Origin of the sequence: Streptomyces xanthochromogenes (genome assembly GCF_014650455.1) — a bacterium.
Lineage (GTDB): Bacteria > Actinomycetota > Actinomycetes > Streptomycetales > Streptomycetaceae > Streptomyces > Streptomyces xanthochromogenes.
Map to the genome: position 1 here is coordinate 23,270 of NZ_BMUZ01000015.1, position 26,772 is coordinate 50,041.

Sequence of the window (26,772 nt, forward strand, 5' to 3'; positions counted from 1 at the left end):
CTACTTCTTGTTCGCTTCTGGTTACTTCTTGACGCGAACGGTCTTGGTGGAGCGCGTTTCGAGGGTCATCTCGTCCGCTTCCGCGACCTTCGCCTTCAGTCGCACAGTACCCGTCGCCTCGTCGACGACGTCCACCACCTTCGCGAGCAGTTTCGCAGTATCGGCGTTCCCGGAGGCGGCGGCCAACTGCACCGCCCGGCCCAGCTTCGCGGTCGCCCCGTCCACATCGCCCGACTTGCGCGCATCGAGACCCTGTTGGATGACCTGTGCCAGTTCGGCCTGCCCCGTGTAGTGCGCGACCTGCGGGTTGATGGAGGTGGAGGCCGCCATGTCGTCGGTCCACACCGCCCGCACCAGGCCCTGCGAGAGCAGCTGGGGCGTACCGCCCTCACGGTCCGGCACGATCAGCGAGACCCGGGCCGCCAGCATTTCCTGGCCGACATTGGCCTGGGGCACCTGGACGCACACGTGGTAGTCACGGGACTCGTCCCCCCAGGAGCCGGTCGGATAGTCCCCGGCGCGTGGCCCGGCTTCGGTGCGACGGTCCGTCAACTCTTCGACCGTGGGCGCGACTTGCTTGACGAACTTGATCTCGACGCCGACCGGGGTCCACAGGCGCAGGGACACGTCCGCGACCTCCTTGCCCATGGCGTTCTCCATCATCTGCGTGAAGTCGGCGGCCAGGTTGGCGGGATCCGCGACGATGTCCGCGGTGCCGAGCAGGGCGGAGGAGATCGAGGTGACCTCCTTGACCTCCCAGTCGGTCCCCACGCCGCGGGCGTCACAGGTGAACCGCCCGGCACAGGCGTCCAGGGCCGAGCGCAGGTCCTCGGGCGACTCGTGCTCGTTGCGCCCGTCGGTCAGCAGGATGCCGTGCCGGATGGGCACGTCCGCCGAGGCGAGCAGCCGGTCGGCGAGCCGCAGCCAGGTGCCGATGGCGGTGCCGCCGCCCGCGCTCAGCTTGCGCAGCGCCTCCTTGGCCTGGGTGCGCGTCTGGCTGTCGGCGGTGGCGAGGCGGCCGTTGCCCGGGTAGACCTCGCGGGCGATGTGCGTACCGGAGACCACGGCGAAGGCGACGCCGTCGCGCAGGGTGTCGATGGCGGCGGCCGTGGCGTCCCGGGCGTTGCGCATCTTGGTGGGCGGGTACTCCATCGAGCCCGAGCAGTCCACCATGATCACGACGGCCGCGGTGGGCGGCCGGCCCGGTATGTAGGACGGCGAGGCCGAAGCCGTGCCGAAGGGGGTCCCGCCCAGGGTGCCGCCGCCGGTGGAGGCCACCGTGACGATCGCGTTGACCTCGCGGCCGCCCTCCGGCAGGAACTCGTTCTGGTACACCTCGACGGAGAACTGCGGCACGTTGGACTTGGAGAAGTTGGCCATCGGGAAGGCTCCTTGAGGCTCCATGGACCTGAAGTGAAGGAAGTCGGGCAAGCGGCGCAAGAGCGACGCAAAGGGGGAAGCGGGCCTAGTTGTAGGCGGATCCTGCCCCTTGCTCCGCCACCGCGAACGGCAGCACGGCCACTGTTACGTTGTCGTGGCCCCCGCCGTCCAGGGCGTGCCCGACGAGTACCCGGGCGCTCTGCAGCGGCCGTTCGGCGGCGTCCGCCGGGACGACCCGGGCCATCTCCTCGGCGGCCTCCGCGTAGTTCCACAGGCCGTCCGTGCAGACCACCACCACACCGGAGCGGTCCGGCTTGAACGAGGCGGTGTGCGGGTCGAGTTCGTACGCGTCCGCGCCGAGCCAGCCGGTGATGGCGTGGGCCCGTTCGTCCGCGTAGGCATCGGCCTCGCTCATCAGGCCGGCCGTCACCATCTGCGCGGCCCACGAGTCGTCCTCGGTGAGCCGGGCCGGCGCGGACGTGCGGTCGTCGGGCACCCAGTACGCGCGGCTGTCGCCGATCCACCCCACCACGAGCAGACCGCCCGCCGAAATGGCGGCCACCAGCGTGCACGCCGGGGCGTTCTGGTGGCGGTGCTGATCGTGCGCGAGGGCCGGTCCGGGCTCCTGCGCAAGGGAGTTGACGGCTTCGGCGGCCACGAGGATCGCGTCGTGCATCGCCTGCTGGGGGTGGGTGCCCTGCGGCAGCGCGGCGAGCAGCGCCTCGTTGGCGGCGGCCGCCGCGGCCGCGGACGCCTCGTCGGGGCGGGTCGCCGACGACACCCCGTCGCACACCACGGCCACGACGGCGGGCGAGCCGTCGGGCAGCGCGGTCGAGGACAGCGCGAAGGAGTCCTCGTTGCGGTGGTGGCGCAGCCCCCGGTCACTGACCGCGGACACCCCGCCGAGCTCCTGCTCCATGTGGTCGCGCTCGCGCGGCTGGGCGTGCCCGCAGTTCTCGCAGTACCCGTCGTCGTCGACCCGCCCGGCCCGGCAGGCCACGCACACCCGGGCGCCGGGCGCCGGGGGCCGGGCCACATGGGTGTCCGGGTCGGGCTCGGCGGCGCGCGGGTCGGGCGCGGGCAGCGGGTACTCGTCCGCTCCGCCCGGGCCGTCGGGGCCCGCGTCCGGCCCGTCCGTGCGTACGGGGTAGTGGAGTTGGGGCTGCTGCGGGGCCGCGGCCACCGGGGACGCCATCTCGATGGTCGGATGGTCCAGCGGCGGCTCGGGCACGGCCGACAGGTCGTACCCGCAGGCCCCGCAGAACAGGTCCCCCGTCTCCAGCGGCTCTTCGCAGCCGGGGCAGGCGGCGAGCTGATGCGTCTGCGACATCGTCACACCCAGGTCCGGGGGCGGAATCGGTTGGCCCGTTCCACCAGGTCGATCCTTTCCTCGCCACGCTGTGCGAGCCGGGCGAGCACCCGGTACGAACGTTCCAGACCGAAGCGCAGGCCTCGCTCGTCCACGTCGCTGCCGAGCAGAACGGTTCTGGTCTGCCCGGCGCCGGTGCTCCCCGACAGTACCCAGTCCAGGGCGGTGCCCAGGACCTCGGTCGCCAGCTGTTCACGTCGCACGGGGTCGAGACCGAATGCGTCGAGCGCCGCGACCTGGGCCGCGGCCGCCAACAGGTCGTCGAGCAGCGGGTCGTGGGGCGACCGGCTGCGCAGCCGCGCCCGCACCGCCGCGACCCGGGCCGCCGTGTAGTGGATGGAGGCCTCGGGCACCGATTCCAGGGTCCGCACCGCGCCGACGCGGTCCCCGGCCGCGAGCTGCACCCGGGCCAGGCCGAACGCGGCGCTCACATAGCTGGGGTCGGTCGTCCACACCAGGCGGTAGTACTCGGCCGCGTTGTCGAGCTGGCCGAGCACCTCCGCGCACACGCCGAGGGCGAGCTTGGGCGCGGGCTCGCCCGGGAACGCGTCGTAGATCGCGTCGAAGGACAGCGCCGCGTTCTCGTTGTCGCCGGTGGCCAGCGAGGTCAGCCCCCGGTACCAGACCACCCGCCAGTCGTCCGGGAAGTCGGCCTCCAGGGAGTCGAGGGCCTTGTCGGCGGAGACCCGCTCGTTCATGTCGAGCCGGGCCCGCAGCTCGCGCAGCCGGCGCTCGATGGAGTTGGCCGGGGCCGAGCGCAGCGCCGTGATCAGCTCGGCTGGCGCGGCCGCCATCAGGCCCGCGAGAAACCCCGCGTTGGGGTCGCCCGGGTCCACGTGCGGCACGGGCAGGGCGAGCGAGGTGCCGCGCGGGTCGAGCGGGGCGAGCACGGGTCCGGCGGGCCGGCCGCCGCCGCTCGTGCCCTCGGCGCGCGGCACCGGGACGGCGCCCTGCGTCGCCGGATGGGGAAGGCCGGGCGTGTTCGGCGCGAGGGCGGGCAGCGGAGGGGCGCCGGCCGGAACCGAGGCGAGGGCCGCGGCGGGTACGGCGGCGGAGGCGAGCGCCTTGCGCGCACGTCGGCCCACCGGCGCCACCCGGGCGCCCAGGCGCGAGACGTCCCCGCTCTGCGTGGCGAACAACTTCGTGTCGGTGACGCGCAGTTCGGTGCCGAACAGGGTGGAGAGGGCGGGCCTCGGGCGGCCCGTCTGGAGCGCCACGACCTCCCGCAGCACCCCCGTCAGCTGCTCCGCCATCTCCTGTGCGGAGGCGAACCGGCGGGCCGGGTCGGGGTCGGTGGCCCGCACCAGGAACCGGTAGAACGACTCGTACTGCCGGAACACGTCGATGTTGTCGGGGTCGGGCAGGCTGTCCGCGTAGACGTTGGTGTAGCCCTGGAAGTCGAAGCTGAGCACCGCGAGCGTGCGGGCCACCGTGTACAGGTCGGAGGCGACCGAGGGCCCGACCTCGGCGACCTCGGGGGCCTGGTAGCCGACCGTGCCGTAGATCGCCGACTCGTCGTCGTCCATCCGGCGCACCGCGCCCATGTCGATCAGCTTCAGCTGGTCCTCGGTCTGGATCGCGTTGTCGACCTTGAAGTCGCAGTACAGCAGGTTGCGGCTGTGCAGATGACCGAGCGCCTCCAGGGCCTCGATGCCGTACGCGCAGGCCTGCTCCACCGGCAACGGATCGCGCTTGCCCGCCGTGGTGCGGCGCTCGTTGGCGATCTCCTTGAGCGACTTGCCGCCGACGTACTCCATGACGATGTAGCCGTCGAGCGAGCCGGTGCGCTGGTCGAGGTGCTCCACGAAGTTGTAGATCCGCACGATGTTGGAGTGCTCGATCTCGGCGAGGAAGCGCCGCTCGGAGATCGCCGCCGCCATCGCGTCCTGGTCGCCGGTGTCGAGCAGGCCCTTGAGGACCACCCAGCGGTCGGAGACCGCACGGTCCACCGCGAGGTAGACCCAGCCGAGCCCGCCGTGCGCCAGACAGCCCACCACCTCGTACTGGCCGCGCACGATGTCGCCGGCCCGCAGCTTCGGCACGAAGGAGTACGGATGGCCGCACTTGGTGCAGAAGCCCTCGGTACGCCCGGGGCGGTCCCCGCGCGAACGGCCCACCTGCGCCCCGCAGTCCGAGCGCGAGCAGAACCGCTTGCGCTCGGGAACCTCCGGGTGCTCCATCACCGCCGAGCGCGGATCGGGCCGTGGGACCTGCGGCACCGACACCAGGCCGGCGCCGAGCCGGCTGCGCGCCGATGAGCCGGTCGAGGCGCCCGAGCTGCGCACCGACACCGACCGCGAGGTGGCCGAGCCGCTCAGCGAGGACAGGCGCCCGGAGACCGAGCGCCGCGAGGTGGAGGACCGCGAGGAGCGGGCCGAGGCGCGCGAGGAGGCGCGCGAGGACTGCGAGGCCGAGCGGTGACCGCCGCCGGTGATCCCGGTCGGCGGTGAGGAGACCATGCCCGTCGGCGAGACGACCGGGGCGAGCCCGCAGGTGTCGCAGTACAGCTCCCCGCCGCCCATGTCCTCGTACGAACCCGTGCAACCGGGGCGCTGGCACTGGGTGTTCTCGCTCATGATTCCCCCCTCTGGTCGACGGGCCCGGGATTTCTCGGGACCAGGACGTCCGCGGCCGCCCGCTGATAACGCAGCACCGCCTCTTCGGCGACGCGCAGATCGCAGGGCGCCGACCACAGCATCCGGCGCGCCGCGTCGTAGCGCTCGATCAGGAACGGGTCCTCGGCCAAGCCGTGCCGGGCCACCTTCGCCTTGTACGCGTCCAGCCTGCCGCGCAGCTCCGCGCGGACCGCGAGCGGCGCGGTGACCGCGGTCAACGACTCGCGGGCGCGCAGCAGTTCGTCCTCGGCCTCCTGTTCCAGGGATTCGAGGAGCGGCGACAGGCGGTGCCACTGGGAGTGCCTGCGGTACTCGGCGGCGGTGGCCAGCTGTTCCTGGAGCGCGATGGAGGGGCCGCTCACGGCGGGCACCTCACTGGCCGCGATCTTCGCGAGGACCTCGCCGCGCGCCGAGCGGGCCTCGGCCAGCGTGCGGTCCGCCCGGGACAGCACGTCCCGCAGCCGGATCAGCCGCTGCTCGGCATCCTGACGGACCGTCAGGACCGCGTCGATCTCCCGCCGGACGTCCTCCAGGGCGCGGGCCGCCCGGTCGTAGCGCCCGGTGTCGGGGCGGCCGCCGCCCGGCGCGGAGCTGCCCGGGGCGGGCACCCAGAACGCCAGCGGGTCGGAGATCACCTGGGCGCGCAGCTCGGTCAGCTCGGCCGTGATCGACTCCAGGTCGTCGCCCGAGGGGTGCTCGCCGGGCCGTACGCCCACCGAGTGCGCGAGACCCCGGGTGCGGTGCAGCTCGGCGGCCAGCAGGTCTATCCGCGCGGGCAGCGCCGACCACACCGCGTCGGCGGCGACCACCAGGTCGAGCGAGCGCGCGTACAGCTCGTTCATCCGGTCGACCAGTTCGGCGAGCGTGAAGCGCTCGGTGAGCTTCGCCGGGCCGCCGGCCAGGGTGGGCGCGCCGTGCAGGGCGGCGCCCGACAGCGTCACCGACTCGCCCCGCAGCCGCTCGGTCAGTTCCACCAGGTCCTCACGGCCGGGCCAGCGCCGCCGGGAGCGCAGCTCACGGGTGGCTTCGAGAGCCGCCGAGTACGCGTCGAAGTACCCCCAGAGCAGGGATATCGACTGCTCGGTGGCCGCCCAGCGCTCCTTGGTGACGCCGGTCAGGTCGGCGCCTTCCAGGAGCCTGCGCCCGGCATGGTCCTGGAGGGCGAGCAGCGAGGACTCCACGGCCTCGTGCTCGGCGCCGAGGCGTGCCAGGGCACGGTCGACCTCGTCCCGGTCCATGACCGGCTCCGGGGGTCCCCCGGTGGAGCTGGGGGAGGATCCCGCGCCCATCGATCACCTCTCCGCTCGTTGGTACGACTGTGCCGTCAACTGGCTCATCCTGTCCGGTACTTGGGGCCGGGCGGACTCGATATGCCCGGCAGGTCCGCCGCGAGCCACTTGCGGTAGGCCGTCATCCAGGGGCTGTTGGCCCCGCCGCTGCGGTAGTCCACCAGGACCTGGTTGATCCGCTGCACCAGATCGGTGTTGCCGAGCTTGACGGCGACGCCGTAGTACTCCGTGGTGAACGGGCTGCCCTTCAGCTGCACCGCCGGGTCCTGGGCGGCCTGGCCCGCGGCGAGCGCGTTGTCCGTGACGACCGCGTCCACCAGGTTCTGCTGGAGGCGGACCAGGCAGTCGAGCTGGTTGGGGACCGTGAAGTCCTGGTAGTCGGCGCCGTGCGCGTCTGCCTTGAGGGCGTCGAAGGCGGTGGAGCCCGCCGCCACACAGACCCGCTTGCCCTTGAGGGAGTCGTCGAAGCCGGTGATCGCGGAGGTCTTGGGGGCGAGGACCTGCTGGCCCGCCTCGAAGTAGGCGGTGGAGAACGAGGCCTGCTTGATGCGGGCGCAGTTGACGGTCATCGTGCGCACCACCACGTCCACCGTGCCGTTCTGGAGCGCGGGGATGCGCTGGCTGGTGGGGATGGCGCGGTAGATGACCGCGTTCTCGTCGCCCAGGATGTTCTTCGCTATCGCCTTCACCAGGTCGATGTCGAAGCCTTCGAGGGTGCGGGTCGCCGGATTGCGGTAGCCCCAGCGGAAGCTGTTCTGGTCGACGCCCGCGATCAGCTTGCCGCGCCGCTTGATGGCGTCGATGTTCGGCCCGTCCGCCGACGACGGGGACAGGCTCGCCTCCGGGTCCTTGCAGTCGTCGGCCTTCGCCTGCACGGCCCGCGCGACGCCGGGGCCGGCGATCGTGGCCGCGTCGGCCGCGTCGCCGTGCCGGGCCAGCGGGAAGAGCGCGCCGGCCGCGACCGCCAGGGCAAGGGCCATCCCGGCCACCCCGCCCCAGCCGCGCAGCCGCCCGGGCCCGCGCCGCTCGGCGCGGGGGGCCCGGCCCGTGCCGGGGGCGGCCGGAAGTGCCGGTTCCGTCGAGCCGTTCGCGCCGCTCATCGCGACCCCTCTCGCCGATGCGCCGCTCGCGCGTCCGTCGCCGCTGTCCATGCCGCTCACCTGTACTCCGCGAGCCTGCGGCTGATGCCGACGCCGGCGCCGGCGGCCGCGAGCACCGCGAGCAGTGCCGCCCCCAGCGGGAGGCCGGTCAGGGCGCCGTGCCCGTCGGACGCGGCCGTGGTGAACTGGGCCTGCTCATGGGCGATCGCCGAGTCGAGCTCCTTGTCCACCTGGTCGAAGCACTCGCCGGTGGAGCCCTTCGCGCCGAGGACCTGGGTCAGCGCGCCGTCGTAGTCGCCGCTGTCGTCCGTCTTGCGGGCCGCCGTGTGGCGCTTCTTCCACTCGTTCATGTCGCCGACGGCCTTCACGACGGGTTCCTGGCCCGCCGAGTCGTCGGCGAGGTCCTTGGCGGCGCCGAGCTTGTCGGTCAGGGACGCCATCTCCTTGGTGAACTCCGCCTCGTACAGGTCCTTGCCGTCCTGGGTGAGCACCGCGCCCCGGGCCACCAGCGTCAGGTTCTCGTTGGCGCGGGCCTGCAGGGAGCTGATCCGGGCGTCGTTGAGGACCTTCAGGGACTCCTGGCCGTGCGCCCGCGAGGTCGACAGGTCGGAGGAGGCCACCGCGTGCCCCACCACCAGCCAGAGCAGCACCACCGTGGAGGCCGCGGTCGCGGCGAGCAGGCCGTGGTTGAACACCCGGTTGGTGCGCAGGTAGTTGCGGCGCTGGACCGCGACGAGGCCGCCGAGCGCCACCAGGCCGAGCGCGATCGCCGCGTACGGCCAGGTGTCCGCCTGGTCGTAGTCGTCGTAGAGGCGGCCCGTCTCGGCCTCGTACAGCTTCTGGGCCGCGGGCAGCAGGCTGGTGCTCATCTTCTGGTTGGCGAAGCGCAGATAGGCGCCGCCGACCGGGAAGCCCTGCCGGTTGTTGGCGCGCGCCTGCTCGACCAGGCCGTTGTAGAGCGGCAGTTGCTCGTTCAGGGTGGCTATCTGCTGGGCCGACTCGGCGGACCCCGAGGTGTTCGCTGCCGCCTTGACCAGCAGCCGGGAGGCGGTCGAGATGTCCGTGTCGTACCGCTTGCGCACGTCCACCGGCTCCTGGCCGCCCGCCAGGAACCCGCTCGCGGCCGCCGTGTCGGCGTCGGCCAGGGAGCGGTAGATGGAGGCGGCGTCCGCGCTCAGCGGCTGGCTGCGGCTCACCACGTCGCTCGCCGCGGCCGACCGGTCCGAGACCTCCCAGGCGGTGATCCCGCCGAAGGCCACGACGAGCACCGCCACCACCGCGCCCATGATCCACAGGCGGCCGGGCTCGGTCGTCGCGGCGGCGCGCAGCCGCTCCCGCGTCTCGGCCCAGGCCCGGCGCGTGCCGGGCCGTGGCTGTGGCTGCGGCTGTGGCGCGGACCGGGCCGCGGACTCCCGCGTCTCCGGTTCGCGCACGTTCGGCGGATTCGCCACCTGACCTCCCCCTCGGTCGCTGCCTAGGCAGTATGGCCGCAGGGACCGACAACCATCCAGGGTTGTCTGGATCTTGTTACCTGCCGCTCGCGCCCCTCGGGGTGTCCGGCGGGCCCCCTCGCCCCCGTCCTGCGTCCCCACCATGTATACGCGGTGGCGATCCCGTCGGTTCCCCGGGGCCCCGCCCGTTTTCGGGGCTAGGCGTACTGGCCCCGCAGCCGCGCGTGGACGCCGGCGGGTGCCGACAGGTGGTCGAGGCCGAGCAGCCCCGCGCCGAGCACCGGCGAGGCGGTCACCACGAGCGGCTCCGCCTTGGGCGCCCGGACCGCGAGCAACTCGCGTACGCCGTCGTGGAGTTGCGGATGGCGGGCCGCGAGCACGCCGCCTCCGAGCAGTACCGGCGTCGGCACGTCGAGCAGATCGAGCCGGTCCAGGGCGACCGTCGCGAGCGCCACGATCTCCTCGGCCTGCCGGTCGACCAGGGAGCGCGCCACCGCGTCCCCGGCCGCCGCGACCTCGAACAGCACCGGGCTCAGCTCGTGGCGGCGCGCGAACGGGAGCCTGCCCAGGTGCAGTGCCTCGATCAGCTCGTACATCGAGGCGAGCCCGAAGTGGGCGGGCAGCGCGGCCGCGAGGGCGGTCGGGGTGCCCCGGCCGTCCTCGGCGCGCGCCGCGAAGAACAGCGCCTCCTCGGCGAGGCCGCCGCCCCCGCCCCAGTCGCCGGAGATCCTTCCGATCGCGGGGAAACGGGCGGTGCGCCCGTCCGGGGTCATGCCGACGCAGTTGATGCCCGCGCCGCACACCACCGCGACCCCGCGCGGCTCGGCGCCGCACGGCAGCCCGGCGCGCAGTATCGCGAAGGTGTCGTTGTACACCCGCACCGACCCGCCCCAGCCGCGCGCCTCCAGGGCGGCCGCCAACTCCCGTTCCTCCACGGGCAGATCGGCGTTGGCCAGACACGCCGAGACGTGGGCGACCCGCAGCGGCCCGGGGACCCGGGAGGCGAGGTGGGCCTCCTCCACCGCGGCGGCCAGCGTGCGCAGGGCCGCCTCGACGCCCACCGCCGGCGGCCGGAAGCCGCCGCCCCGGGCGGCGCCGAGCACCGTGCCGTCCGCGTCGATCAGGGCCACGTCGGTCTTGCTGTTGCCGGCGTCGATCGCCAGCACACTCATGCCCACGAAAGGTGCTCCCGGTTGTGCGCGATCAGCCGGTCGGTGAGCCCGTCGGCGTAGTCGTACTGCCCGACCAGCGGGTGCGCGAGCAGTGCCCGGAACACCCGGTCGCGCCCGCCGCGCAGGGCGGCTTCGAGGGCGAGGTCCTCGTACGCGGTGACGTGGGCGATCAACCCGGCGTACAGCGGGTCGAGTTCGGGCACCGCGAGCGGGACCGCGCCGACCGCGTCCACCCGGGCCGGCACCTCGATGACGGCGTCGTCCGCCAGGAAGGGCAGCGTGCCGTTGTTGTACGTGTTCACGACCTGCACGGGGCTGCCTCCGTTGCCGAGCAGCGAGGCCGCGAGGTCGACGGCCGCCTCCGAGTAGAAGGCGCCGCCGCGCTTGGCGAGCAGCTCGGGCTTCTCGTCGAGCGCCGGGTCGCCGTACATCGCCAGCAACTGCCGCTCCATCTGCGCGACTTCGGCGGCCCGCGACGGTTTGGTGCCGAGCTCGCGCACCACCTCGTCGTGCGCGTAGAAGTACCGCAGGTAGTACGAGGGCACGACGCCCAGCCGGTCGAGGACCTGGCGGGGCAGGCGCAGGTCGTCGGCGATGGCGTCGCCGTGCTCGGCGAGCAGCTTCGGCAGGACGTTCTCGCCCTCGGGCCCGCCCAGGCGCACCCCGAGCTCCCAGGTGAGGTGGTTGAGGCCGACGTGGTCCAAGTGGACCTCACCGGGCGTCACTTGGAGCAGTGCCGCGAACTTGCGCTGGAGCCCGATGGCCACGTTGCACAGGCCGACCGCCTTGTGCCCGGCCTGGAGCAGGGCGCGGGTCACGATGCCCACCGGGTTGGTGAAGTCGATGATCCAGGCGTCCGGGTTGCTGCGGCGTACGCGCTCGGCGATGTCGAGCACCACCGGCACGGTCCGCAGCGCCTTGGCGAGGCCGCCCGCGCCCGTGGTCTCCTGGCCCACGCAGCCGCACTCCAGCGGCCAGGTCTCGTCCTGCTGGCGGGCCGCCTGGCCGCCGACGCGCAGCTGGAGCAGCACCGCGTCCGCGCCCTCCACACCGGCGTCCAGGTCGGAGGTGGTGACGATCCTCCCCGGGTGCCCCTGCTTGGCGAAGATGCGCCGGGCGAGCCCGCCCACGAGCTCCAGGCGGTCGGCCGCCGGGTCGACCAGGACGAGCTCGCTGATGGGCAGCGTGTCCCGCAACCGGGCGAAGCCGTCGATGAGTTCGGGGGTGTAGGTGGACCCGCCCCCCACTACTGCGAGTTTCTTCGGCCGGGGGTTCGGGGGTTGTCCCCCGGGGGATTGCAGCATGCGTATCAGCCCTTCACTCCGGTCAGTGTGACGCCCTCGACGAAAGCCTTCTGCGCGAAGAAGAAGACGAGGATCACGGGGGCCATGACCAGAACGGTCGCGGCCATGGTCAGGTTCCAGTCGGTATGGTGCGCGCCCTTGAAGGACTCCAGGCCGTAGCTCAGGGTCCAGGACGCCGGCGTGTCGGACGCGTAGATCTGCGGTCCGAAGTAGTCGTTCCAGGCGTAGAAGAACTGGAAGAGCGCGACGGCGGCGATGCCCGGCCGGGCCATCGGCAGCACCACCTTGATCAGCGTGCGGAACTCCCCGCACCCGTCCACCTTCGCGGCGTCCAGGTACTCGTTGGGGATGGTCATCAGGAACTGCCGCAGCAGGAAGATGGTGAACGCGTCGCCGAACGCCAGCGGGATGATCAGCGGCCACAGCGTGCCGGCCATGTCCAGCTGCTTCGCCCAGAACAGGTACATCGGGATGATGATCACCTGCGGCGGCAGCATCATCATCGAGATGACCAGCATCAGTGACAGATTGCGGCCGCGGAAGCGGAACTTGGCGAGCGCGTAGGCCACCGGCACCGACGACACCACGCTGAGCACGGTGCCGAGTCCGGCGTAGAGCAGGGTGTTCTTCCACCAGGTCAGGAAGCCCGGAGTGTCGAACACCTTGCGGTAGTTGGACCACGCCCAGTGGTGCGGGACCAGGTCCCGGGTCAGGGTCTGCTGGTTGTCCATCAGCGAGGTCAGCAGCAGGAAGACGAAGGGCAGCACGAAGAACAGCGCGGCCGCGACGCCGAGCGAGTGCACCGCGATCCACTGCAGCAGGGCCTTGCGCCGGGCGACCTTGGCCGCCGGGCTGACGGCCTCGGCCTCCGGCGGCTTCGGTGCCTCGGGTGCCTCCGGTGTCTCCAGGGCGTACGTCATGTCACTCACCTGCCTGGATCAGTCCGCCGCGGCGCTTCATGAGGAGCGCCGTGAAGACCATGGAGAGGGCGAACAGGACCAGCGCGACTACGCACGCCGAGCCGTAGTCGAAGCGCTGGAAGCCCAGGTTGTAGACGAGCTGGGGCAGCGTCAGCGTCGACTTGTCGGGATAGCCGGGCTCGAACTGCTGGCCCGAGTTGCCGATGATGCCGGAGGCGACCTTGCCCGCCACCAGCGGCTGGGTGTAGCTCTGCATCGCCTGGATGACGCCGGTGACCACGGCGAACATCACGATGGGCGAGATGTTCGGCAGGGTGACGTAGCGGAACCGCTGCCAGGGCGACGCGCCGTCCAGCTCGGCGGCCTCGTACTGCTCCTTGGGCACGTCGAGCAGCGCGGCCATGAAGATGACCATGAGGTCGCCGACGCCCCACACCGCGAGCAGGGTGAGCGCGGGCTTGGACCAGGACGGGTCGGTGAACCAGTCCGGCGCCGGGATGCCCAGGTCGCCCAGGAGCGAATTGACCGGCCCGGTACCGGGGTTGAGCAGGAAGACGAAGCCGAGCGTGGCCGCGACCGGCGGGGCGAGGTAGGGCAGGTAGAACAGCGTGCGGAAGACGCCTACACCCGTCTTGATCTTGGTGATCAGCATGCCGATGCCGAGCCCGAACACCACCCGGCAGGCGACCATCACGACCACCAGCCACAGCGTGTTGCGCAGGGCCGGCCAGAACAGCGGATAGTCGTTGAACACGTACGACCAGTTCTTGAGGCCGTCGAAGGTGGCCGCGCCGAAGCCGTCGTAGTGGGTGAAGGAGAAGTAGACCGTGGAGATCAGCGGGTAGGCGAAGAAGACGCCGAACCCGATCAGCCAGGGCGAGAGGAACGCCAGGGTCCGCAGCGCCGAGCGGCGGTGCTTGGAGCGCAGTGTGTACGTGGTGCTCATGCCGGGCTACTTCGCCTGCGCGATCGCGGCGTCGATCTCCTGGGCGGTCCTGGCGAGACCGGCCCTGATGTCGGTCTGCTTCCCGCTCTCGACGTCGTAGCCGAGGTTCTGCAACGACACCAGGTACTGGCCGCCGTTGACGGAGGCCGGCGACGTGGTGGAGTTCGGGTTCTGGGCGATGTCCAGGAACGTCTTGAAGCGCGGATCGGCTTGCAGCTTGGGCGACTTGAGGGCGTCGAAGGTGGAGGGCACGTTGTGGATGGCGTTGGCGAAGTTCACCACCGCGTCCGTGTTGGTGGTCAGGAACTTCACCAGTTCCCAGGCCGCGTTCTGCTTCTTCGAGGTCGCGGCGATGCCCGCGATGGTGCCGGTCAGATAGCCCTTGCCGTGCGTGGCCTTCTGGTCGTCGGGGACGGGCAGCGGGGCCACCCCGATGTCGAACTTGGGCTTGCTGTCCAGGGCCATGCCGAGCCGCCACTCGCCGTCCATCGCCATGGCGACCTGACCGGTGTTGAACGGGTTGGTCTCGCCGTACTCCTCGCCGAACGAGGAGCGGTACTTCTCCAGCTTGGCGAAGCCGCCGAGGCCGTCGACGAGCTGCTTCTGGAAGGCGAGGCCCTTCTCGAACGCCGGGTCCTTGGCGATGTTCGACTTGCCGCTGGCGTCGAAGTACGTCGGCGACCACTGCGCCAGGTAGTGCTCGGTGGTCGTCTCGTAGGCGTGGTAGTTCGGCATGAAGCCGAGCTGCTCGTAGGAGTCGCCCTTGGGCTTGGTCAGGGCCTTGGCGTCCGTCTCGAACTCGGACCAGGTGGTGGGCGGGGCGTCGATCCCGGCCGCCTTGAAGGCGTCCTTGTTGTAGTAGAGGGCGTAGGAGTCCCCGAGCAGCGGCAGCGAGCAGCGCCTGCCCTGGAACTGGGTGTACTCGTTCATGGTCCTGGGGAACGTCTTCGCCGGGTCGATCCCGTCCTTCTTCAGGAACGGGGCGAGGTCGACGAAGGCGTTGGACGAGCAGAACTTGCCGACGTTGTTCGTGGTGAACGACGACACCACGTCCGGGGCGTTGGAACCGCCCGCGCGCAGCGCCTGGTTGATCTTGTCGTCGTTGATGTTGCCGACGACCTTCACATGGATGTTGGGGTGCGCGCTCTGGAAGGCGTCCACCTCGGCCTGGATGGCCTTGACCTCGTTGGGCGCGCTCCAGCCGTGCCAGAAGGTGATCGTCGTGTCCTTGGACGCGTCGTCCTTGGCGCTGGTGTTGCTCTGGCCCGTACAGGCCGAGGCGAACAGGGCTATGGATGCGGTCGCGGCCAGTACGGCGGCCGACTTCCGGCGGAATGCGGGCATGGCGGTGTCTCCCGGGGAGGGGGGTGGAGGGGCGGGGGCTGCTGTGGCGCCAGGTGGCGGGCGGGGGTTTCTTCGGCAGGGAGTTGCGGATGCGGCAGGGGTCGCTTCGGCGCGGTGAGGTGGGGCAGGGGCAGGGGCAGGGGCAGGGGCAGGGGCAGGGGTGGTTCAGCGCGAGGTGTCGAAGACCTCGTCCCGCGTGGTGGCGAGGGCGGCCTCCAACGCGCCGCGCAGTACGGGAAGTCGGGTCACTTCGCCGATGACGAGGCGGGGCCGGGAGGCCGCCAGCTCGCCCAGTTCGGTCTGGACGAGCGCGCGCAGCGGCTCGCCCCCGGCGGTGAGCAGGCCGCCGGACAGCACGACGAGCTCGGGGTCGAGCACCGCGACGAGGGAGGCGAGGCCGGTCGCGAGCCCAGTGGCGAACGCCTGGAGGAGCCGGCGCTCGGGGCCGTCCTCGGCTTCGGCGCCGCGCGCGATCAGGGTGGCGGCCACCTCGTTGACGGTGCCGCCCGGGATGTCGTCGACTCCGAGCTCCCGGGCGAGCCGGGGCAGCGCCTGCCCGCCGGCGAGCTCCTGGAAGCCGCCCGAGTTCGCCTTGGTGACATGGCGTACGAGGGGGGCGCCGGGCACGGGCAGGAAGCCGACCTCGCCCGCGCCGCCGGTGAAGCCGCGGTGCAGGCGGCCGCCGAGCACGAGGGCGGCGCCGAGTCCGCCCTCGTTCCAGAGCAGGACGAAGTCGTCGTGGTCGCGGGCCGCGCCCAGGCGCTGCTCGGCGATGGCGGCGAGGTTGACGTCGTTCTCGTACTCGACCGGCATCGGCAGCGCTGCGGCGAGCTCGTCGAGCAGCGCGGGGGAGTGCCAGCCCGGCAGGTGGGAGGCGTAGCGCAGCCGTCCGGTGCCGGGATCGAAGGCGCCCGGGGTGGCGATGACCACCCGGTGCAGACCGCCCCGGACGAGCCCGGCCGCCTTGGCGGCGCCGTCCAGCGCGCCGGTGACCTGCCGCACCACGGACTCGGCGCGCCGCCCCGGGGTCGCCACCTCGAACTCCCCGACGACGCTGCCCGCCACATCGGCGACGGCGGCGCGGATCCGCTCGGGCGTGACGTCGACTCCCGCCACGTGGGCGGCCGTCGCGTTGACGGCGTACAGCTGGGCGTTGGGCCCGGGCCGTCCCTCGGTCGTCCCGGTGGCGACGACGAGCCCGGCGGCCTCCAGCCGGGAGAGCAGTTGCGAGGCGGTCGGCTTGGAGAGCCCGGTGAGCTTGCCGATACGGGTCCGCGAGAGGGGCCCGTGCGCCAGCAGCAGATCGAGCGCGGCGCGGTCGTTCATCGCGCGGAGTACGCGCGGCGTTCCCGGGGTAGTACCGGCCACGACGAATCCCCTGCCCTTCGGGCTCCCGCTTTCCTGCACTGTTAGGAAAGTTTCCTGTTGGTTGTGAGGAACGTAGGGCGCCCGTCATCGGCCCGTCAATGGGCGTGCCCCGCCGGGGCGTCGGCGGCTACCAAAGCGTTATCTGCCGGGCGGGGCGGGTGGTCTGAGTATCCGTACGGATGGCAGGGCCCAACTGCGGTGCCAGGGTGGGTACATGACGATTCCGCGCATACGCCACGCATTGTCCGCCGCGCGCGAGAGGGTCGTGCGGCCCCTGGGGCTCCTCCTCTTCTTCGCGTACGCGGCCTACGCCTCCCGGGACCGTGCGCCGAGCCCGGAGGAGGTGCGCGGGCTCGCGGGCGATGCCGAGGTGCAACGGCGCCGCACGGAAGCCGAGTCGCGCCTTCGGGCCGTCGTGGACGCCTACGCCGAACAGACACCGCTCGGCCTCGGCCTGGTACGGGTGAGCGACCGATGCGTCGGGGGAGTGGCGAGGGAGCTGTTCGAACAGACCGGCAGGGATGAGTACAGGATCCGGTGCGAGATGCGGGTCACCGCCTACTACGGAGCCGACCCGCGCCGCGTCGGGGACGTCCTGGACGGCATCCTCGACGCTGGTGACCGGTATGCCTCCGTCGAGACCGGCGACGCGACGATCCCGTTCCGTCACCGGAACCAGTACGGCCTCCTCGTCGACTACTACCGCGGCACCGGCCCCGGTCCCAACGGCCCGAACGGGCCTGAACCGTGCATGCTGTCCGCTCCGGACCAGACCTTGTCGTGGGACGCCGTGCGCGGCATCGGGAGTCGGCGGACGCTCGTCGACGAGGAGCCGGACTGCTGCACGGAGAGTGATCCGCCACTGGTCCGATGCCTGCGCGAGCCGGAGGCGAGGTCGGTGGCCGACATACGTCGTCAGTGCGGAATGGTGTTCAAGCTGGAGCTTTCCACGGTCATGTACCACCGGGTGCCCCGGGGCCGGAGGGCGGCCCGACGCAGCCGCAGGCGGGCGGAGCGGTCCCGGCGGAGCGGCGGGTGACGCCGGTGCGTCGGCCACGGCCGCCTCCCGCCGGGCGGTCGGGTCGCCGCGGGTTCAGTCCGTGTCCGCGCGGGACTTGCGGGCCAGGAGGTGGACCTCCTTGAACTGGCGGCGGTCCGTGGGCTGCGGCTCGCGGATCATGCGGGCCACCTCGGTGAGCCCGGACGCACGCAGCAGCTCGGAGAGGTGGTCGGGCCACCAGCGGTGGGCCGGGGCGACCGCGTGGTCGAAGACCTGCGTGGGGCGGGACGCGTCGTCGCTCGCCGAGAAGCCGATCAGGAGATGGCCGCCGGGCACCAGCACGCGGCTGAACTCCCCTGCCATGGGCGGCAGTTCGCTCGGCGGCGTGTGAATGATGGACCACCGCGAGAGGATGCCGCCCAGCGCGCCGTCGGCGATGTCCAGGGCGCCCATCGAGCCCACCTCGAACGGGAGCCCCGGGTAGGCCTGTTGAGCCAGCTCGATCATCGCCGGGGAGGCATCGACGCCGAAGGGGGTGAGGCCCAGGTCCGCCAGATGGGCGGTGACGTGCCCCGGCCCGCACCCCAGGTCCGCGACCCGGCCGCCCCCACCCGCCCGCACCGCCTCGGCGAAGACGCCCAACATGGCCCGGTCCAGGGGACTTTCGCGCAACGAGTCGCGGAACAGCCGCGCGTAGGTGGGAGCGGCGGTGTCGTAGGCCTCGCGGGTGGCGGCCAGGGAGTCGTCGTGTTCGGGCATGCAGGTGACACTAGTTCCGGCGGCGTGGGTGCGTACCGAGAGCCGGGGCCGGGCGATGCTCAGCCATCCGACCGACGTACGCGGCGAGCGCGTGGTTCTCGTCCAGGTCAACTGGTACGGCTGAGTCGGGCCGTGGGGCAGTACCCCGTGCGATGAAGGGCGCCCCCTCCGGGAAGATCCGGAGGGGGCGCCCTTCGTGCGGCGTGCGCGCTGTTACTGAGGCTTCGACAGGTTCTGCGAAGGCGGGATCGGGGCCGTGGCCAGGGACTGCGGGGAGGTCGGGTTGTTCAGGGCGGAGGGGGCGGAGACCGCGGCCGACGGGTCGACCGCGACCGGCTCCTCCGCCAGCGGCACACCGCCGACGATGCGGATGCCCGCCGCGTCAAGGGCGATCTTGATGCGCCAGCGCAGCTCCCGCTCCACGCTCAGCGCCTTGCCCGGCATGGTCTTCGCGGACACGCGGACCACCATCGAGTCGAGCAGCACCTCGTCGAGGCCGAGGATCTCCACCGGCCCCCACAGGCGCTCGTTCCACGGCTCTTCCTTCGCCATGGACTCGGTCGCCTCGTTGATCACCGTGCGCAGCCGCTCCAGGTCCTCGCCGGCGCGGACCCGGACGTCCACCCCGGCCGTCGCCCAGCCCTGGGACAGATTTCCGATGCGCTTGATCTCACCGTTGCGGACGTACCAGATCTCGCCGTCCGCGCCGCGCAGCTTCGTCACGCGCAGGCCGACCTCGATCACCTCGCCCGAGGCCACCCCCGCGTCGATCGAGTCGCCGACGCCGTACTGGTCCTCCAGGATCATGAACACCCCGGACAGGAAGTCCGTGACCAGGTTGCGGGCGCCGAAACCGATCGCCACGCCCGCCACGCCCGCCGAGGCGAGCAGCGGGGCCAGATCGATGTTCAGGACGCCGAGGACCATCAGGGCGGCCGTGCCCATGATGAGGAAGGACGCCACCGAGCGCAGCACCGAGCCGATGGCCTCCGAGCGCTGACGGCGCCGCTCGGCGTTGACCAGGAGCCCGCCGAGCGCGGTGCCCTCGACCGCCTGGGCGCTGCGGTTCATCCGCTCTATGAGCTTGGTCAGGGCCCGGCGGACCAGAACCCGCAGGACCGAGGCGATGACGATGATCAGGAGGATGCGGAATCCGACGTACAACCACGTCGACCAGTTCTGCTCCACCCACCCGGCGGCTTCGGTCGCCGACTTCTGGGCGTCCTCCAGCGTCGCGGGTGTGGGCGGCGGCGATCCGTCGGCCAGGACGGCGGACCAGTTCACGGCAGGAACCTCCAGCGTTGCGGTGCCGGCGAAGGCGAGGGCAGACCCACCACACTAACGGGGCAAGAGCGGTGCTCCGTTGACGTGTTCGGGGGAGAGGGCCCTGCGGCCTGGGAAAGAAGGGTGTGTGGTCGAAAACACTTCGAGCCCGTTACCCGGACGTGGTGGCGCTTCGACCAGGCATGAGGAGAGACTGGAGAGCAGATCGTCCCGGCGCGAGCCACGCGCCGCCGGCGTAATAGGAGGCACCCGTGCCGCACGTCCTGGTCCTCAATGCGTCGTACGAGCCCCTCGGCGTCGTACCGCTCCGTCGCGCGCTCGTCCTCGTCCTCGAAAACAAGGCCGTCAGCCTTGAGGAGTCCGGCGCCTTCCTGCACAGCGCGACCCGTGCCGTGGCCGCGCCCAGCGTCGTCCGGCTCAAGCGCTTCGTGCGGGTCCCCTACCGGGGGCCCGTTCCACTGACCCGCCGTGCCCTGTTCGCCCGGGACGGTGGCCGCTGCATGTACTGCGGTGGCGTCGCAACCAGCGTCGACCACGTGATTCCGCGCAGTCGCGGTGGCCAGCACGCCTGGGAGAACGTCGTCGCCGCCTGCCGGCGCTGCAACCACGTCAAGGCGGACCGGCACCTCCTGGAGCTCGGCTGGCGCCTTCGCCACCAGCCCGCCCCGCCCACGGGCCTGGCCTGGCGGATCATCGGCACGGGCCACCGCGACCCGCGCTGGCTGCCCTACCTCCAGCCCTTCGGCGCGGACGACGCCATGGCCCGGATCGACGGCATCTCCGCCTGAGGGACCCGACGCGGTCCGGGCTCCGCCGTCCGCTCCACCGAGCCGTGCACGTTCGGCCGTGCACGGTCGGGCCGTACTTCGTAGGGCCCGGTACGCCCTGGGTCCCGGATGCCGTCAGTGCTCGACGGCGTACGCCTCGACCGACCACAGCGAACGGTCCGCACCGGACGCCCGCCCCAGCACCTCGATCCGGAGGAAACGGGCGTCCACGGCATCCATCGGAACGGATTCACGCCCGCCCCGGCCGCCCTCCACCGTCGCCGCCGTACGCCAGCTACGCCCGTCCGTCGACACCCGCACCGCATAGTGCCCGGCACCGGCCCCCTGCCACTGGAGCACCACCCTGCCCACCCGGGCCGGGCCCGCGAGCTCGGCCTGCCACCAGGGGCCGTCCCCCGGCGGCGGGGTCCAGCGGCTCGCCGGGTCGCCGTCGGCCGCCGCGCGTGCCGAGGAGTCCGGGCCCACGTCCCCGGAGGACGTCGCCTTCGCGCCCGCGACCAGGTCGGGCCCGCCCGTGCGCGGGAAGGCCCGTACGGTCAGGGTGACCTCCCGGCCCGCGAAGGACAGCGGCACCCGGTAGCTGCCCGCGGGCGCGCCCCGGGCCACGCTCACCTCGACCGGCACGTCCGCGCTGGTTCCGCGGGCCACCGAGGTGACCCGGGGCAGCCGCACGGTGATGCCCCGCGGGGCCCGCGCGGTGAGCGCGCCCCGCACCGGCCCCGGCCCCATCGCCGCGACCGAGACGGTGACGGGCCGCGCCGCCCCGCCGATCTCGGCGTCCACGGTGCCGCGACCGAGCGCGAGGTGGGCCGCGGGCTCGTCCGCGTACCAGGGCACCAGGCGGCGTACGCCGGAGGCCCCGCCCACGACCCGTACCGCATCCGCCCGCACCCCGCCCGCCGCCAGCTGGGTCCAGCCGGAGGCGTCGAGCGGGCCCAGGGTGTGCCAGTCCTCGCCCGGGACGTGCGCCTGGACCTCGCCCGTGGTGCCGGGGTCGGCCAGGACCGTCAGGGCCAGGACCGGGCGGGCGCCGCCCGGCGCGACGGCGTGGGCGCCCGGCGACCTCGTGACGCCGACGGCCGGATGGTCCGCGCCGGTCCAGGCGTCGGCCGCCCGGCCCGCCCGGTCAAGGAACGCGTCGAGTACGCCCGCGCCGACGGTGACCGGGGCGTCCCGCAGCCGCTCCCGCAACGGGGCGAGCGCGAGGGCGGCCCGCCAGGCCGCGGCGCCGTCGCCCGCCGACTGGGCCTGGAGCAGATCGACGGCGAGCTCGCCGGCCTGCCCGAAGAGCGCCAACTGGGCTGTCCAGGGCGCCAGTTCGACGCCGACCTGCTGCTGGGCGAGGCGCTGCGGGGCCTCCCGCAACACCGTGAAAGCGGCCCGCAGTGCCCCGGCCGTACGGTCACGCGCCACCGCGTCCGGGCCCGGACGCGCCGCCCAGAAGGCGGCCACGAACGGTCGCAGATACGCCGACTCGGGGTGGCCGAGCACCGACGCCGAGTCATTGCCCGCCACCGCGCCCAGCGCCTCGCGGACCATCGGATCGCCGCCCGCGAGGTCGTCGACGGCGGCCCGCCAGGACTCCTGCGGCCGGTAGGCGCGCGGGTTCCAGGCGAAGTCGGCGACGGTGAACAGTGGGATGCGGGACGCCGCCGGCTGCGCCATCGCACTGGCGAGCAGCGCCGCCGAACCTCCCGCGACGGCGCCGTCGCGGCCGGTGTACGGGCCGAGGAAGATCCGGCCCGGGGCGTAGTCGTTGACCGGATAGTTGTCCGCCGTCACGAGCGGATGCCCGAACGCGGCCCGGGCGGCGGCCAGTTGGGCCCCGGAGATGGTCTTCGGCACCACCCCCACCCCGGTCCAGGCGACCTGGACGCCCGGGGCGAGGGCCGCCGCGAGTGCGCGCCGGTAGTCGGTCGTCCCGTCCTCGTAGTACTCGGCCGGGAGCAGCGAGAGCGCCCCGGAGCCGGGGTGGGCGGCGGCGAGGTGGGCGGCCACCGCGCCCGCCACCCGGGCGTGCGCCGCGGCGGCGGCCCGGGGGCCCGAGCCGAACGTTTCCGCGTCCGCGTCGCAGTGCCATTCGCTGTAGGACACGTCGGGGAACTGCAACTGGAACGCCCGCACCCCGAGTGCCCACATCGCGTCCAGCTTGCGGTTCAGGCGCGCCACGTCGGCGTCCGACGACAGGCACAGGTCCGGGCCGGGCGCCACCGCCCAGGCCACCGTCACATGGTTGCGGGCCGCCCGCTCGGTGAGCGCCCGGAAGGCGGCGCGCTGCCCTGCGGGGTAGGCCTCGCGCCACCGGGCCTGGCGGTAGGGGTCGTCGCCCGGTGCGTACAGATAGCGGTTCTGCTTGGTGCGGCCCATGAAGTCGAGCTGCTCCAGGCGCTGTTGAAGGGTCCAGGGGCGTCCGTAGAAGCTTTCCGCGAGGCCGCGCACGGCGGTCCCCGGCCAGTCGCGCACGGCGATCCCCGGGATGCGCCGTCGCCCCCGGGCGTCCACGCCGACGAGCTGGCGCAGGGTCTGGGCCGCGTGGAACAGGCCGTCCTCGCCGACCCCGTCGAGCGCCACCGTGTCCCGCCCGCCGACCCGGCCCGCCCCGATCCGGTAGCCGCCGGGCGCCAGATCGTCCCGTGCCGGCACCCGCAGCGCCCGCAGCGCGCCCTCGGCGCCGGGGCCGCCGAGCCGGAACACCGGCCCCGCGCCCGGCAGCCGGCGGTGCACGGCCACCACCCCGGCCGCCTCCAGGACGTCCTCGACCGCCTGGACGGCATGCGGATCGGCGCCCGGGTCCGTGAGCAGCACCGCCTCGCCGCCGAGCGGGACCGGGGCGCCCGCGGCCCGCATCGACTGCGGCCGGGGCCACACCGCGGGCGGCGGGCCCGCCTCCAGGGCCGGGTCGAGGGCGGTGTGGGCGGGGCCGGGGGCGGCGAGGGCGCCGGGCGCCGAACCGATCAGCCCGCCGATCAGGGCGACCGCGAGGGCCGTCACCGTCCTTCCGCGACCGACGTGCACGGCCACCCCTTACGCGACACGGCGTGATCGCCACTCGGCTCATGACCCGCTGTGATCGCATCATGACGTGGCGTGAGGCACGAGCTCATCACCCGTCTGCCGAAGGTGTCAACGCGGGTGGCCGATCTGTCTGATATGCCTGGTGGGATGGACTCGGTACGAGCTTGTGTGCGGCGGTACGTCTGGCGGGCCGTCCTCTGGGTAGGGCATCCCTGTTCCTGCCGTCCACCGAAAATGGAGGCCCCCGTGGTCGCCCAAGCCCCCGAGCAGCCGCTGACCAGCGAGCCCCCGATGGCCGACGCCGAGCCCCTCATCAGCGAACCCCCCATGGCCGAGCCCCCGCTCACCAGCGAGCCGACGCCGGTCGCCGCTGCCGCGGGGTTCTCCGGCGAGCCGACGCCGGTCGCCGCTGCCGCGGGGTTCTGAGGCCATGACCCTGGCCCGGCTCGCCGCCCGGCACGGCGTGGCCACGTCCTACTCCCCGTCGGCGGGCCTCACCGTCGACGTGCCGGACGCCACGGTGGTCGCCGTCCTCGCCGCGCTCGGCGTGGACGCCTCGACCCCGGCCGCGCTGCGCCGGGCCCTGGCCGACGCCGAGGCCGCCGACGCGGACCGCCTGCTGCCCCCGAGCCTGGTGCGCTGGGGCGACGGGCCGGTGCCGGGCCTCTCCGACGAGCTGACGGTCGTCGGCACCCCGGTCGACCAACTCCCGCTCGGCGTGCACCAGTTGGATGTGCTGCACCGGGACGGACGGACCGCGACCGCGACGCTCGTCGTCGCACCGGCCGCCGTGCCGCAGCCCGAGGGGCGCGCGCACGGCTTCCTCGTCCAGCTCTACTCCCTGCTGTCCAACCGCTCCTGGGGCATGGGGGACCTCGGCGACCTCGCGGAGCTCGCCTCCTGGTCCGGACGCACGCTCGGCTCCGGATTCGTGCAGGTGAACCCCCTGCATGCGGCGGTGCCCGGCACCCCGACCGACCCCTCCCCGTACCGGCCGTCCTCGCGCCGTTTCCCGGACCCCGTCCATCTGCGCGTCGAGGACGTCCCCGAGTGCGCGTACGCCGCCGACCGCACCCGGCTCGACGAGCTGACCGAGCGCGCCGCGGACTTGCGCCAACGGGTGCTCACCAAGGGTGAGTTGATCGACCGGGACGCCGTCTGGGAGCTCAAGCGCGAAGCCCTCGACCTGCTGTACCGGGTGCCGCTCGGGCCCGGCCGCCGGGCCGCGTACTGCGACTTCCTCGCCGAGCAGGGCGGGGCCCTGGAGGACCACGCGACCTGGTGCGCGCTCGCCGAGCGGTACGGGCCGCACTGGCGGCGCTGGCCCGAAGGGCTGCGCGACCCCCGGTCCGCCGCGACCGGCCGGGCCCGGCGCGAGCTCATCGACCGCGTCCACTTCCACTCCTGGCTCGCCTGGCTCACCGACACGCAGCTCGCCGCGGCCCAGCGCGCGGCCCACGAGGCGGGCATGCCGATCGGCCTCGTCCACGACCTCGCCGTCGGCGCGCACCCCGAGGGTGCCGACGCCTGGGCCCAGCAGGACGCCTTCGCGCCCGGCATGTCCATCGGGGCGCCCCCGGACGCCTTCAACGCGCTCGGCCAGGACTGGGGTCTGCCGCCCTGGCGCCCCGACGTCCTCGCCGCCTCGGGCTACGCCCCCTACCGCGGGCTGCTCCGGAACCTGCTGCGGCACGCGGGCGCCCTGCGCATCGACCACGTGATGGGCCTGTTCCGTCTCTGGTGGGTGCCCGAGGGGCATCCGCCCACCGACGGCACGTACGTCCACTACGACGCCGAGGCCATGCTCGCCGTCCTCGCTCTGGAGGCGCACCGCGCGGGCGCCGTCGTCATAGGGGAGGACCTCGGCACGGTCGAACCCGGCGTGCGCGAGGCGCTCGCCGAGCGGGGCGTGCTCGGCACGTCCGTGCTCTGGTTCGAGCGCGACTGGGCCGGTACGGGGCAGCCCCTGGCGCCCGAGACCTGGCGGCCGGGCTGTGTGGCCACCGCCACCACGCACGACCTGCCGTCCACCGCGGCCCGGCTCACCGGCGAACACGTCCAGCTCCGCCACCGCCTCGGGCTGCTCACGAGCCCGCTCGCGACGGAACAGCGCGCCGCCCGCGCGGAGGTGTCCGAATGGCTCGGTTACCTCGAACGGCTCGGTCTGCTCCCCGACGCCCGCGGCGACGAGGAGGCCGAGGTCATCGCGGTCCACCGCTTCCTGCTGCGTACGCCCGCGCGGCTCGTCGGGGTGTGGCTGCCCGACGCGGTGGGCGACCGCAGGCCGCAGAACCTGCCGGGGACGTGGGACCAGTACCCGAACTGGCGCCTGCCGGTGGCCGGGCCCGACGGCCGGCCCCTGACCCTGGAGGCGGTCACGGCCTCGCCGCGGCTGCACGAACTGATGCGCGTGTTCCGGGGGGTGGGCGGGCGCTCGGGCCCCCGTACGGCACCCCCGGGCGCGCGGCCCTCCTAGGCGTTCGCTACGTTTGCACCGTGGACAAGAAGAACGCCCTGCGCGCCGGCGCCGTAGCAGCCGGTACGACGCTGATGATGCTGCTCATGTCGTCCCCGGCGCTCGCGCTCACGCGCGATGACGGTGACGACCCGGGGACCGGTCTGAGCGTGATCGACACGATCGGTCTGTTCGTGGTCGCGCCGATCGCGCTGTTCGCGATCATCGCCGGCCTGGTCATGGTCCTGGACAAGTCCCGGAAGACCCCCAACAAGGCGTAGCCCTCGCCGGGCGTGCGGGTGGTGGAAGGTGCCTGGGGCTGCGCCCCGGGCCCTTTTCCCGCCCGCCCGCCCGTTGCCCGGGGTTGGTTGGTTCCGGGTCCCCCTGGGGCTCCGCCCCAGACCCCGTTCGCGCCTTGAGGGCGCTCGTCCTCAAACGCCGGACGGGCTGTAGGTGCCCCGGCATCGGTGGGGTCAGGGGGGATTCCCGGGCGGGCTGTAGGTGTCCCAGCGCCGGTGCGGCCAGGGGCCGACATCCTCGGGCGGGCTGTAGGTGCCCCGGCGCCGAGTCCTTCAGGGGCCCCGGGTGGAGCCCCTGCGGGGTCGGGCGGTCATGCCACCCCGTGCCGTGCCGCGTCGTGCCGCGCTCAGTGTGCTGCCAGCAACTTCCTCAGCAGGGCCGAGAGTTGAGCCGTCTCCGCGGGGTCGAGCGCGGCGGACAGCACCTCCGTCTGTACCGCGAGCCCCGCCGTCACCGACTCGTCCACGAGCCGCAGCCCCCGCTCCGTGAGACTCACCCGCAGACCCCGCCGATCGTTCGGGTCGGGGCTGCGCAGCAGTAGGCCCGCCTTCTCCAGCTTGTCCAGGCGGCCCGTCATCCCGCCCGTCGTCAGCATCAGCGTCGCCGAGAGCTGACGCGGTGAGAGCGTGTAGGGATCACCCGACCTCCGCAGCGTCGCGATGACGTCGAACTCGCCGCGCCCGATGCCGAACCGCGCGTACTCCTTCTCCATCCGGTCGCCCATCGCGCGCGAGATCCGGTAGATCCGCCCGTACACCGCCATCGGCTCGGTCTCCAGGTCCGGGCGGACCTCCGCCCACTGCGCGGCGATCGCATCCACCGCGTCCGGAGCGGGAACGGCCACAGCAGCCGGAGAAGTCGCGGAAGTCGTCTTTGCCGTCGTCATGGGACCAGTATCCGAGCAAGGTCGGTC

Annotated in this window: 22 protein-coding genes; 6 read left to right on the top strand and 16 right to left on the bottom strand. The window is 73.0% G+C overall.

Translation table 11 applies throughout. The features are described 5' to 3' along the window. Window positions 1-21: 21 nt before the first annotated feature. The 12 genes from IE267_RS32680 to IE267_RS32735 form a co-directional block, all read right to left on the bottom strand. The gene (locus IE267_RS32680) at window positions 22-1,380 is read right to left on the bottom strand and encodes a vWA domain-containing protein (RefSeq protein WP_167153110.1); all 1,359 of its coding nucleotides are present in this window, start codon (window positions 1,378-1,380) and stop codon (window positions 22-24) included. A gap of 85 nt (window positions 1,381-1,465) precedes the next feature. After that, window positions 1,466-2,716, bottom strand: coding sequence for a PP2C family protein-serine/threonine phosphatase (locus IE267_RS32685; RefSeq protein ID WP_229861543.1), 1,251 nt, complete (start codon window positions 2,714-2,716; stop codon window positions 1,466-1,468). Beyond that, window positions 2,713-5,325, bottom strand: coding sequence for a serine/threonine-protein kinase (locus IE267_RS32690; RefSeq protein WP_189765651.1), 2,613 nt, complete (start codon window positions 5,323-5,325; stop codon window positions 2,713-2,715). Before IE267_RS32690 ends, IE267_RS32685 begins: the two co-directional genes overlap by 4 nt. Beyond that, window positions 5,322-6,602 carry a coiled-coil domain-containing protein gene (locus IE267_RS32695; RefSeq protein ID WP_161249148.1) on the bottom strand — a complete coding sequence of 427 codons (1,281 nt, stop codon included), beginning with the start codon at window positions 6,600-6,602 and terminating at the stop codon, window positions 5,322-5,324. Before IE267_RS32695 ends, IE267_RS32690 begins: the two co-directional genes overlap by 4 nt. Window positions 6,603-6,697: 95 nt before the next feature. After that, on the bottom strand, window positions 6,698-7,753 hold the full coding sequence (locus IE267_RS32700) for a glutamate ABC transporter substrate-binding protein (RefSeq protein WP_189765653.1): 1,056 nt from the start codon (window positions 7,751-7,753) through the stop codon (window positions 6,698-6,700). A 56-nt stretch (window positions 7,754-7,809) separates the two neighbouring features. Then, window positions 7,810-9,204, bottom strand: coding sequence for a GlnX family signal transduction membrane protein (locus tag IE267_RS32705; protein ID WP_373304621.1), 1,395 nt, complete (start codon window positions 9,202-9,204; stop codon window positions 7,810-7,812). A gap of 197 nt (window positions 9,205-9,401) precedes the next feature. After that, the gene (locus IE267_RS32710) at window positions 9,402-10,376 is read right to left on the bottom strand and encodes an N-acetylglucosamine kinase (protein ID WP_189765654.1); all 975 of its coding nucleotides are present in this window, start codon (window positions 10,374-10,376) and stop codon (window positions 9,402-9,404) included. Further along, a complete protein-coding gene (locus tag IE267_RS32715) occupies window positions 10,373-11,680 on the bottom strand; it encodes a 6-phospho-beta-glucosidase (protein WP_189765655.1) in 1,308 nt (435 codons plus the stop codon). Before IE267_RS32715 ends, IE267_RS32710 begins: the two co-directional genes overlap by 4 nt. Window positions 11,681-11,685: 5 nt before the next feature. Then, on the bottom strand, window positions 11,686-12,600 hold the full coding sequence (locus tag IE267_RS32720; protein WP_161245255.1) for a carbohydrate ABC transporter permease: 915 nt from the start codon (window positions 12,598-12,600) through the stop codon (window positions 11,686-11,688). 1 nt (window position 12,601) lies between these two features. Beyond that, entirely contained in the window at window positions 12,602-13,546 is a 945-nt protein-coding gene (locus IE267_RS32725; protein WP_167153116.1) for a carbohydrate ABC transporter permease, read from the bottom strand. Between the two features lie 6 nt (window positions 13,547-13,552). Continuing rightward, window positions 13,553-14,890: an ABC transporter substrate-binding protein gene (locus IE267_RS32730; RefSeq protein WP_189765656.1), complete on the bottom strand. Its 1,338-nt coding sequence runs from the start codon at window positions 14,888-14,890 to the stop codon at window positions 13,553-13,555. Between the two features lie 165 nt (window positions 14,891-15,055). Continuing rightward, on the bottom strand, window positions 15,056-16,258 hold the full coding sequence (locus tag IE267_RS32735) for an ROK family transcriptional regulator (protein ID WP_189765657.1): 1,203 nt from the start codon (window positions 16,256-16,258) through the stop codon (window positions 15,056-15,058). 214 nt (window positions 16,259-16,472) lie between these two features. Here IE267_RS32735 and IE267_RS32740 point away from each other — a divergent pair, with 214 nt between their 5' ends. After that, window positions 16,473-17,297, top strand: coding sequence for a hypothetical protein (locus tag IE267_RS32740; protein ID WP_189765658.1), 825 nt, complete (start codon window positions 16,473-16,475; stop codon window positions 17,295-17,297). Between the two features lie 54 nt (window positions 17,298-17,351). On the opposite strand, the gene IE267_RS32745 is transcribed toward IE267_RS32740, so the two are convergent. After that, on the bottom strand, window positions 17,352-18,017 hold the full coding sequence (locus IE267_RS32745; RefSeq protein WP_189765659.1) for a class I SAM-dependent DNA methyltransferase: 666 nt from the start codon (window positions 18,015-18,017) through the stop codon (window positions 17,352-17,354). On the opposite strand from IE267_RS32745, the gene IE267_RS40200 reads away from it, so the two are divergent. Then, window positions 18,016-18,141 (top strand): hypothetical protein, encoded by a 126-nt coding sequence (locus tag IE267_RS40200; protein ID WP_268251610.1) that lies wholly within the window; start codon window positions 18,016-18,018, stop codon window positions 18,139-18,141. The genes IE267_RS32745 and IE267_RS40200 overlap by 2 nt on opposite strands. A gap of 89 nt (window positions 18,142-18,230) precedes the next feature. Here IE267_RS40200 and IE267_RS32750 read toward each other — a convergent pair whose 3' ends face one another. After that, on the bottom strand, window positions 18,231-19,301 hold the full coding sequence (locus IE267_RS32750) for a mechanosensitive ion channel family protein (protein WP_229861544.1): 1,071 nt from the start codon (window positions 19,299-19,301) through the stop codon (window positions 18,231-18,233). Between the two features lie 251 nt (window positions 19,302-19,552). On the opposite strand from IE267_RS32750, the gene IE267_RS32755 reads away from it, so the two are divergent. Next, entirely contained in the window at window positions 19,553-20,089 is a 537-nt protein-coding gene (locus tag IE267_RS32755; RefSeq protein ID WP_161245686.1) for an HNH endonuclease, read from the top strand. Window positions 20,090-20,203: 114 nt separating this feature from the next. Here the strand turns inward: IE267_RS32755 and IE267_RS32760 are convergent, their stop codons facing one another. After that, a complete protein-coding gene (locus tag IE267_RS32760; protein ID WP_189765660.1) occupies window positions 20,204-23,104 on the bottom strand; it encodes a glycoside hydrolase family 84 protein in 2,901 nt (966 codons plus the stop codon). A gap of 246 nt (window positions 23,105-23,350) precedes the next feature. On the opposite strand from IE267_RS32760, the gene IE267_RS32765 reads away from it, so the two are divergent. From IE267_RS32765 to IE267_RS32775, 3 genes are read left to right on the top strand one after another with little or no spacing between them, the layout of a single operon-like run. Beyond that, window positions 23,351-23,530 (top strand): hypothetical protein, encoded by a 180-nt coding sequence (locus IE267_RS32765; protein WP_167150890.1) that lies wholly within the window; start codon window positions 23,351-23,353, stop codon window positions 23,528-23,530. 4 nt (window positions 23,531-23,534) lie between these two features. Continuing rightward, window positions 23,535-25,580, top strand: a complete 2,046-nt coding sequence (malQ, locus tag IE267_RS32770) for a 4-alpha-glucanotransferase (RefSeq protein WP_189765661.1) — start codon at window positions 23,535-23,537, stop codon at window positions 25,578-25,580. A gap of 20 nt (window positions 25,581-25,600) precedes the next feature. Beyond that, entirely contained in the window at window positions 25,601-25,840 is a 240-nt protein-coding gene (locus IE267_RS32775) for a hypothetical protein (protein ID WP_100579665.1), read from the top strand. Between the two features lie 365 nt (window positions 25,841-26,205). On the opposite strand, the gene IE267_RS32780 is transcribed toward IE267_RS32775, so the two are convergent. Next, a complete protein-coding gene (locus IE267_RS32780) occupies window positions 26,206-26,745 on the bottom strand; it encodes a MarR family winged helix-turn-helix transcriptional regulator (protein ID WP_167153123.1) in 540 nt (179 codons plus the stop codon). Window positions 26,746-26,772: the final 27 nt, after the last annotated feature.

What these genes read in the sequence shown, in the direction of transcription:
- IE267_RS40200 (WP_268251610.1), top strand. Translation starts at nt 18,016, where the DNA reads ATGCAGGTGACACTAGTTCCGGCGGCGTGGGTGCGTACCGAGAGCCGG.
- IE267_RS32680 (WP_167153110.1), bottom strand. Translation starts at nt 1,380, where the DNA reads ATGGCCAACTTCTCCAAGTCCAACGTGCCGCAGTTCTCCGTCGAGGTG.
- IE267_RS32740 (WP_189765658.1), top strand. Translation starts at nt 16,473, where the DNA reads ATGACGATTCCGCGCATACGCCACGCATTGTCCGCCGCGCGCGAGAGG.
- malQ (WP_189765661.1), top strand. Translation starts at nt 23,535, where the DNA reads ATGACCCTGGCCCGGCTCGCCGCCCGGCACGGCGTGGCCACGTCCTAC.
- IE267_RS32745 (WP_189765659.1), bottom strand. Translation starts at nt 18,017, where the DNA reads ATGCCCGAACACGACGACTCCCTGGCCGCCACCCGCGAGGCCTACGAC.
- IE267_RS32725 (WP_167153116.1), bottom strand. Translation starts at nt 13,546, where the DNA reads ATGAGCACCACGTACACACTGCGCTCCAAGCACCGCCGCTCGGCGCTG.
- IE267_RS32690 (WP_189765651.1), bottom strand. Translation starts at nt 5,325, where the DNA reads ATGAGCGAGAACACCCAGTGCCAGCGCCCCGGTTGCACGGGTTCGTAC.
- IE267_RS32700 (WP_189765653.1), bottom strand. Translation starts at nt 7,753, where the DNA reads ATGAGCGGCGCGAACGGCTCGACGGAACCGGCACTTCCGGCCGCCCCC.
- IE267_RS32730 (WP_189765656.1), bottom strand. Translation starts at nt 14,890, where the DNA reads ATGCCCGCATTCCGCCGGAAGTCGGCCGCCGTACTGGCCGCGACCGCA.
- IE267_RS32780 (WP_167153123.1), bottom strand. Translation starts at nt 26,745, where the DNA reads ATGACGACGGCAAAGACGACTTCCGCGACTTCTCCGGCTGCTGTGGCC.
- IE267_RS32715 (WP_189765655.1), bottom strand. Translation starts at nt 11,680, where the DNA reads ATGCTGCAATCCCCCGGGGGACAACCCCCGAACCCCCGGCCGAAGAAA.
- IE267_RS32695 (WP_161249148.1), bottom strand. Translation starts at nt 6,602, where the DNA reads ATGGACCGGGACGAGGTCGACCGTGCCCTGGCACGCCTCGGCGCCGAG.
- IE267_RS32720 (WP_161245255.1), bottom strand. Translation starts at nt 12,600, where the DNA reads ATGACGTACGCCCTGGAGACACCGGAGGCACCCGAGGCACCGAAGCCG.
- IE267_RS32710 (WP_189765654.1), bottom strand. Translation starts at nt 10,376, where the DNA reads ATGAGTGTGCTGGCGATCGACGCCGGCAACAGCAAGACCGACGTGGCC.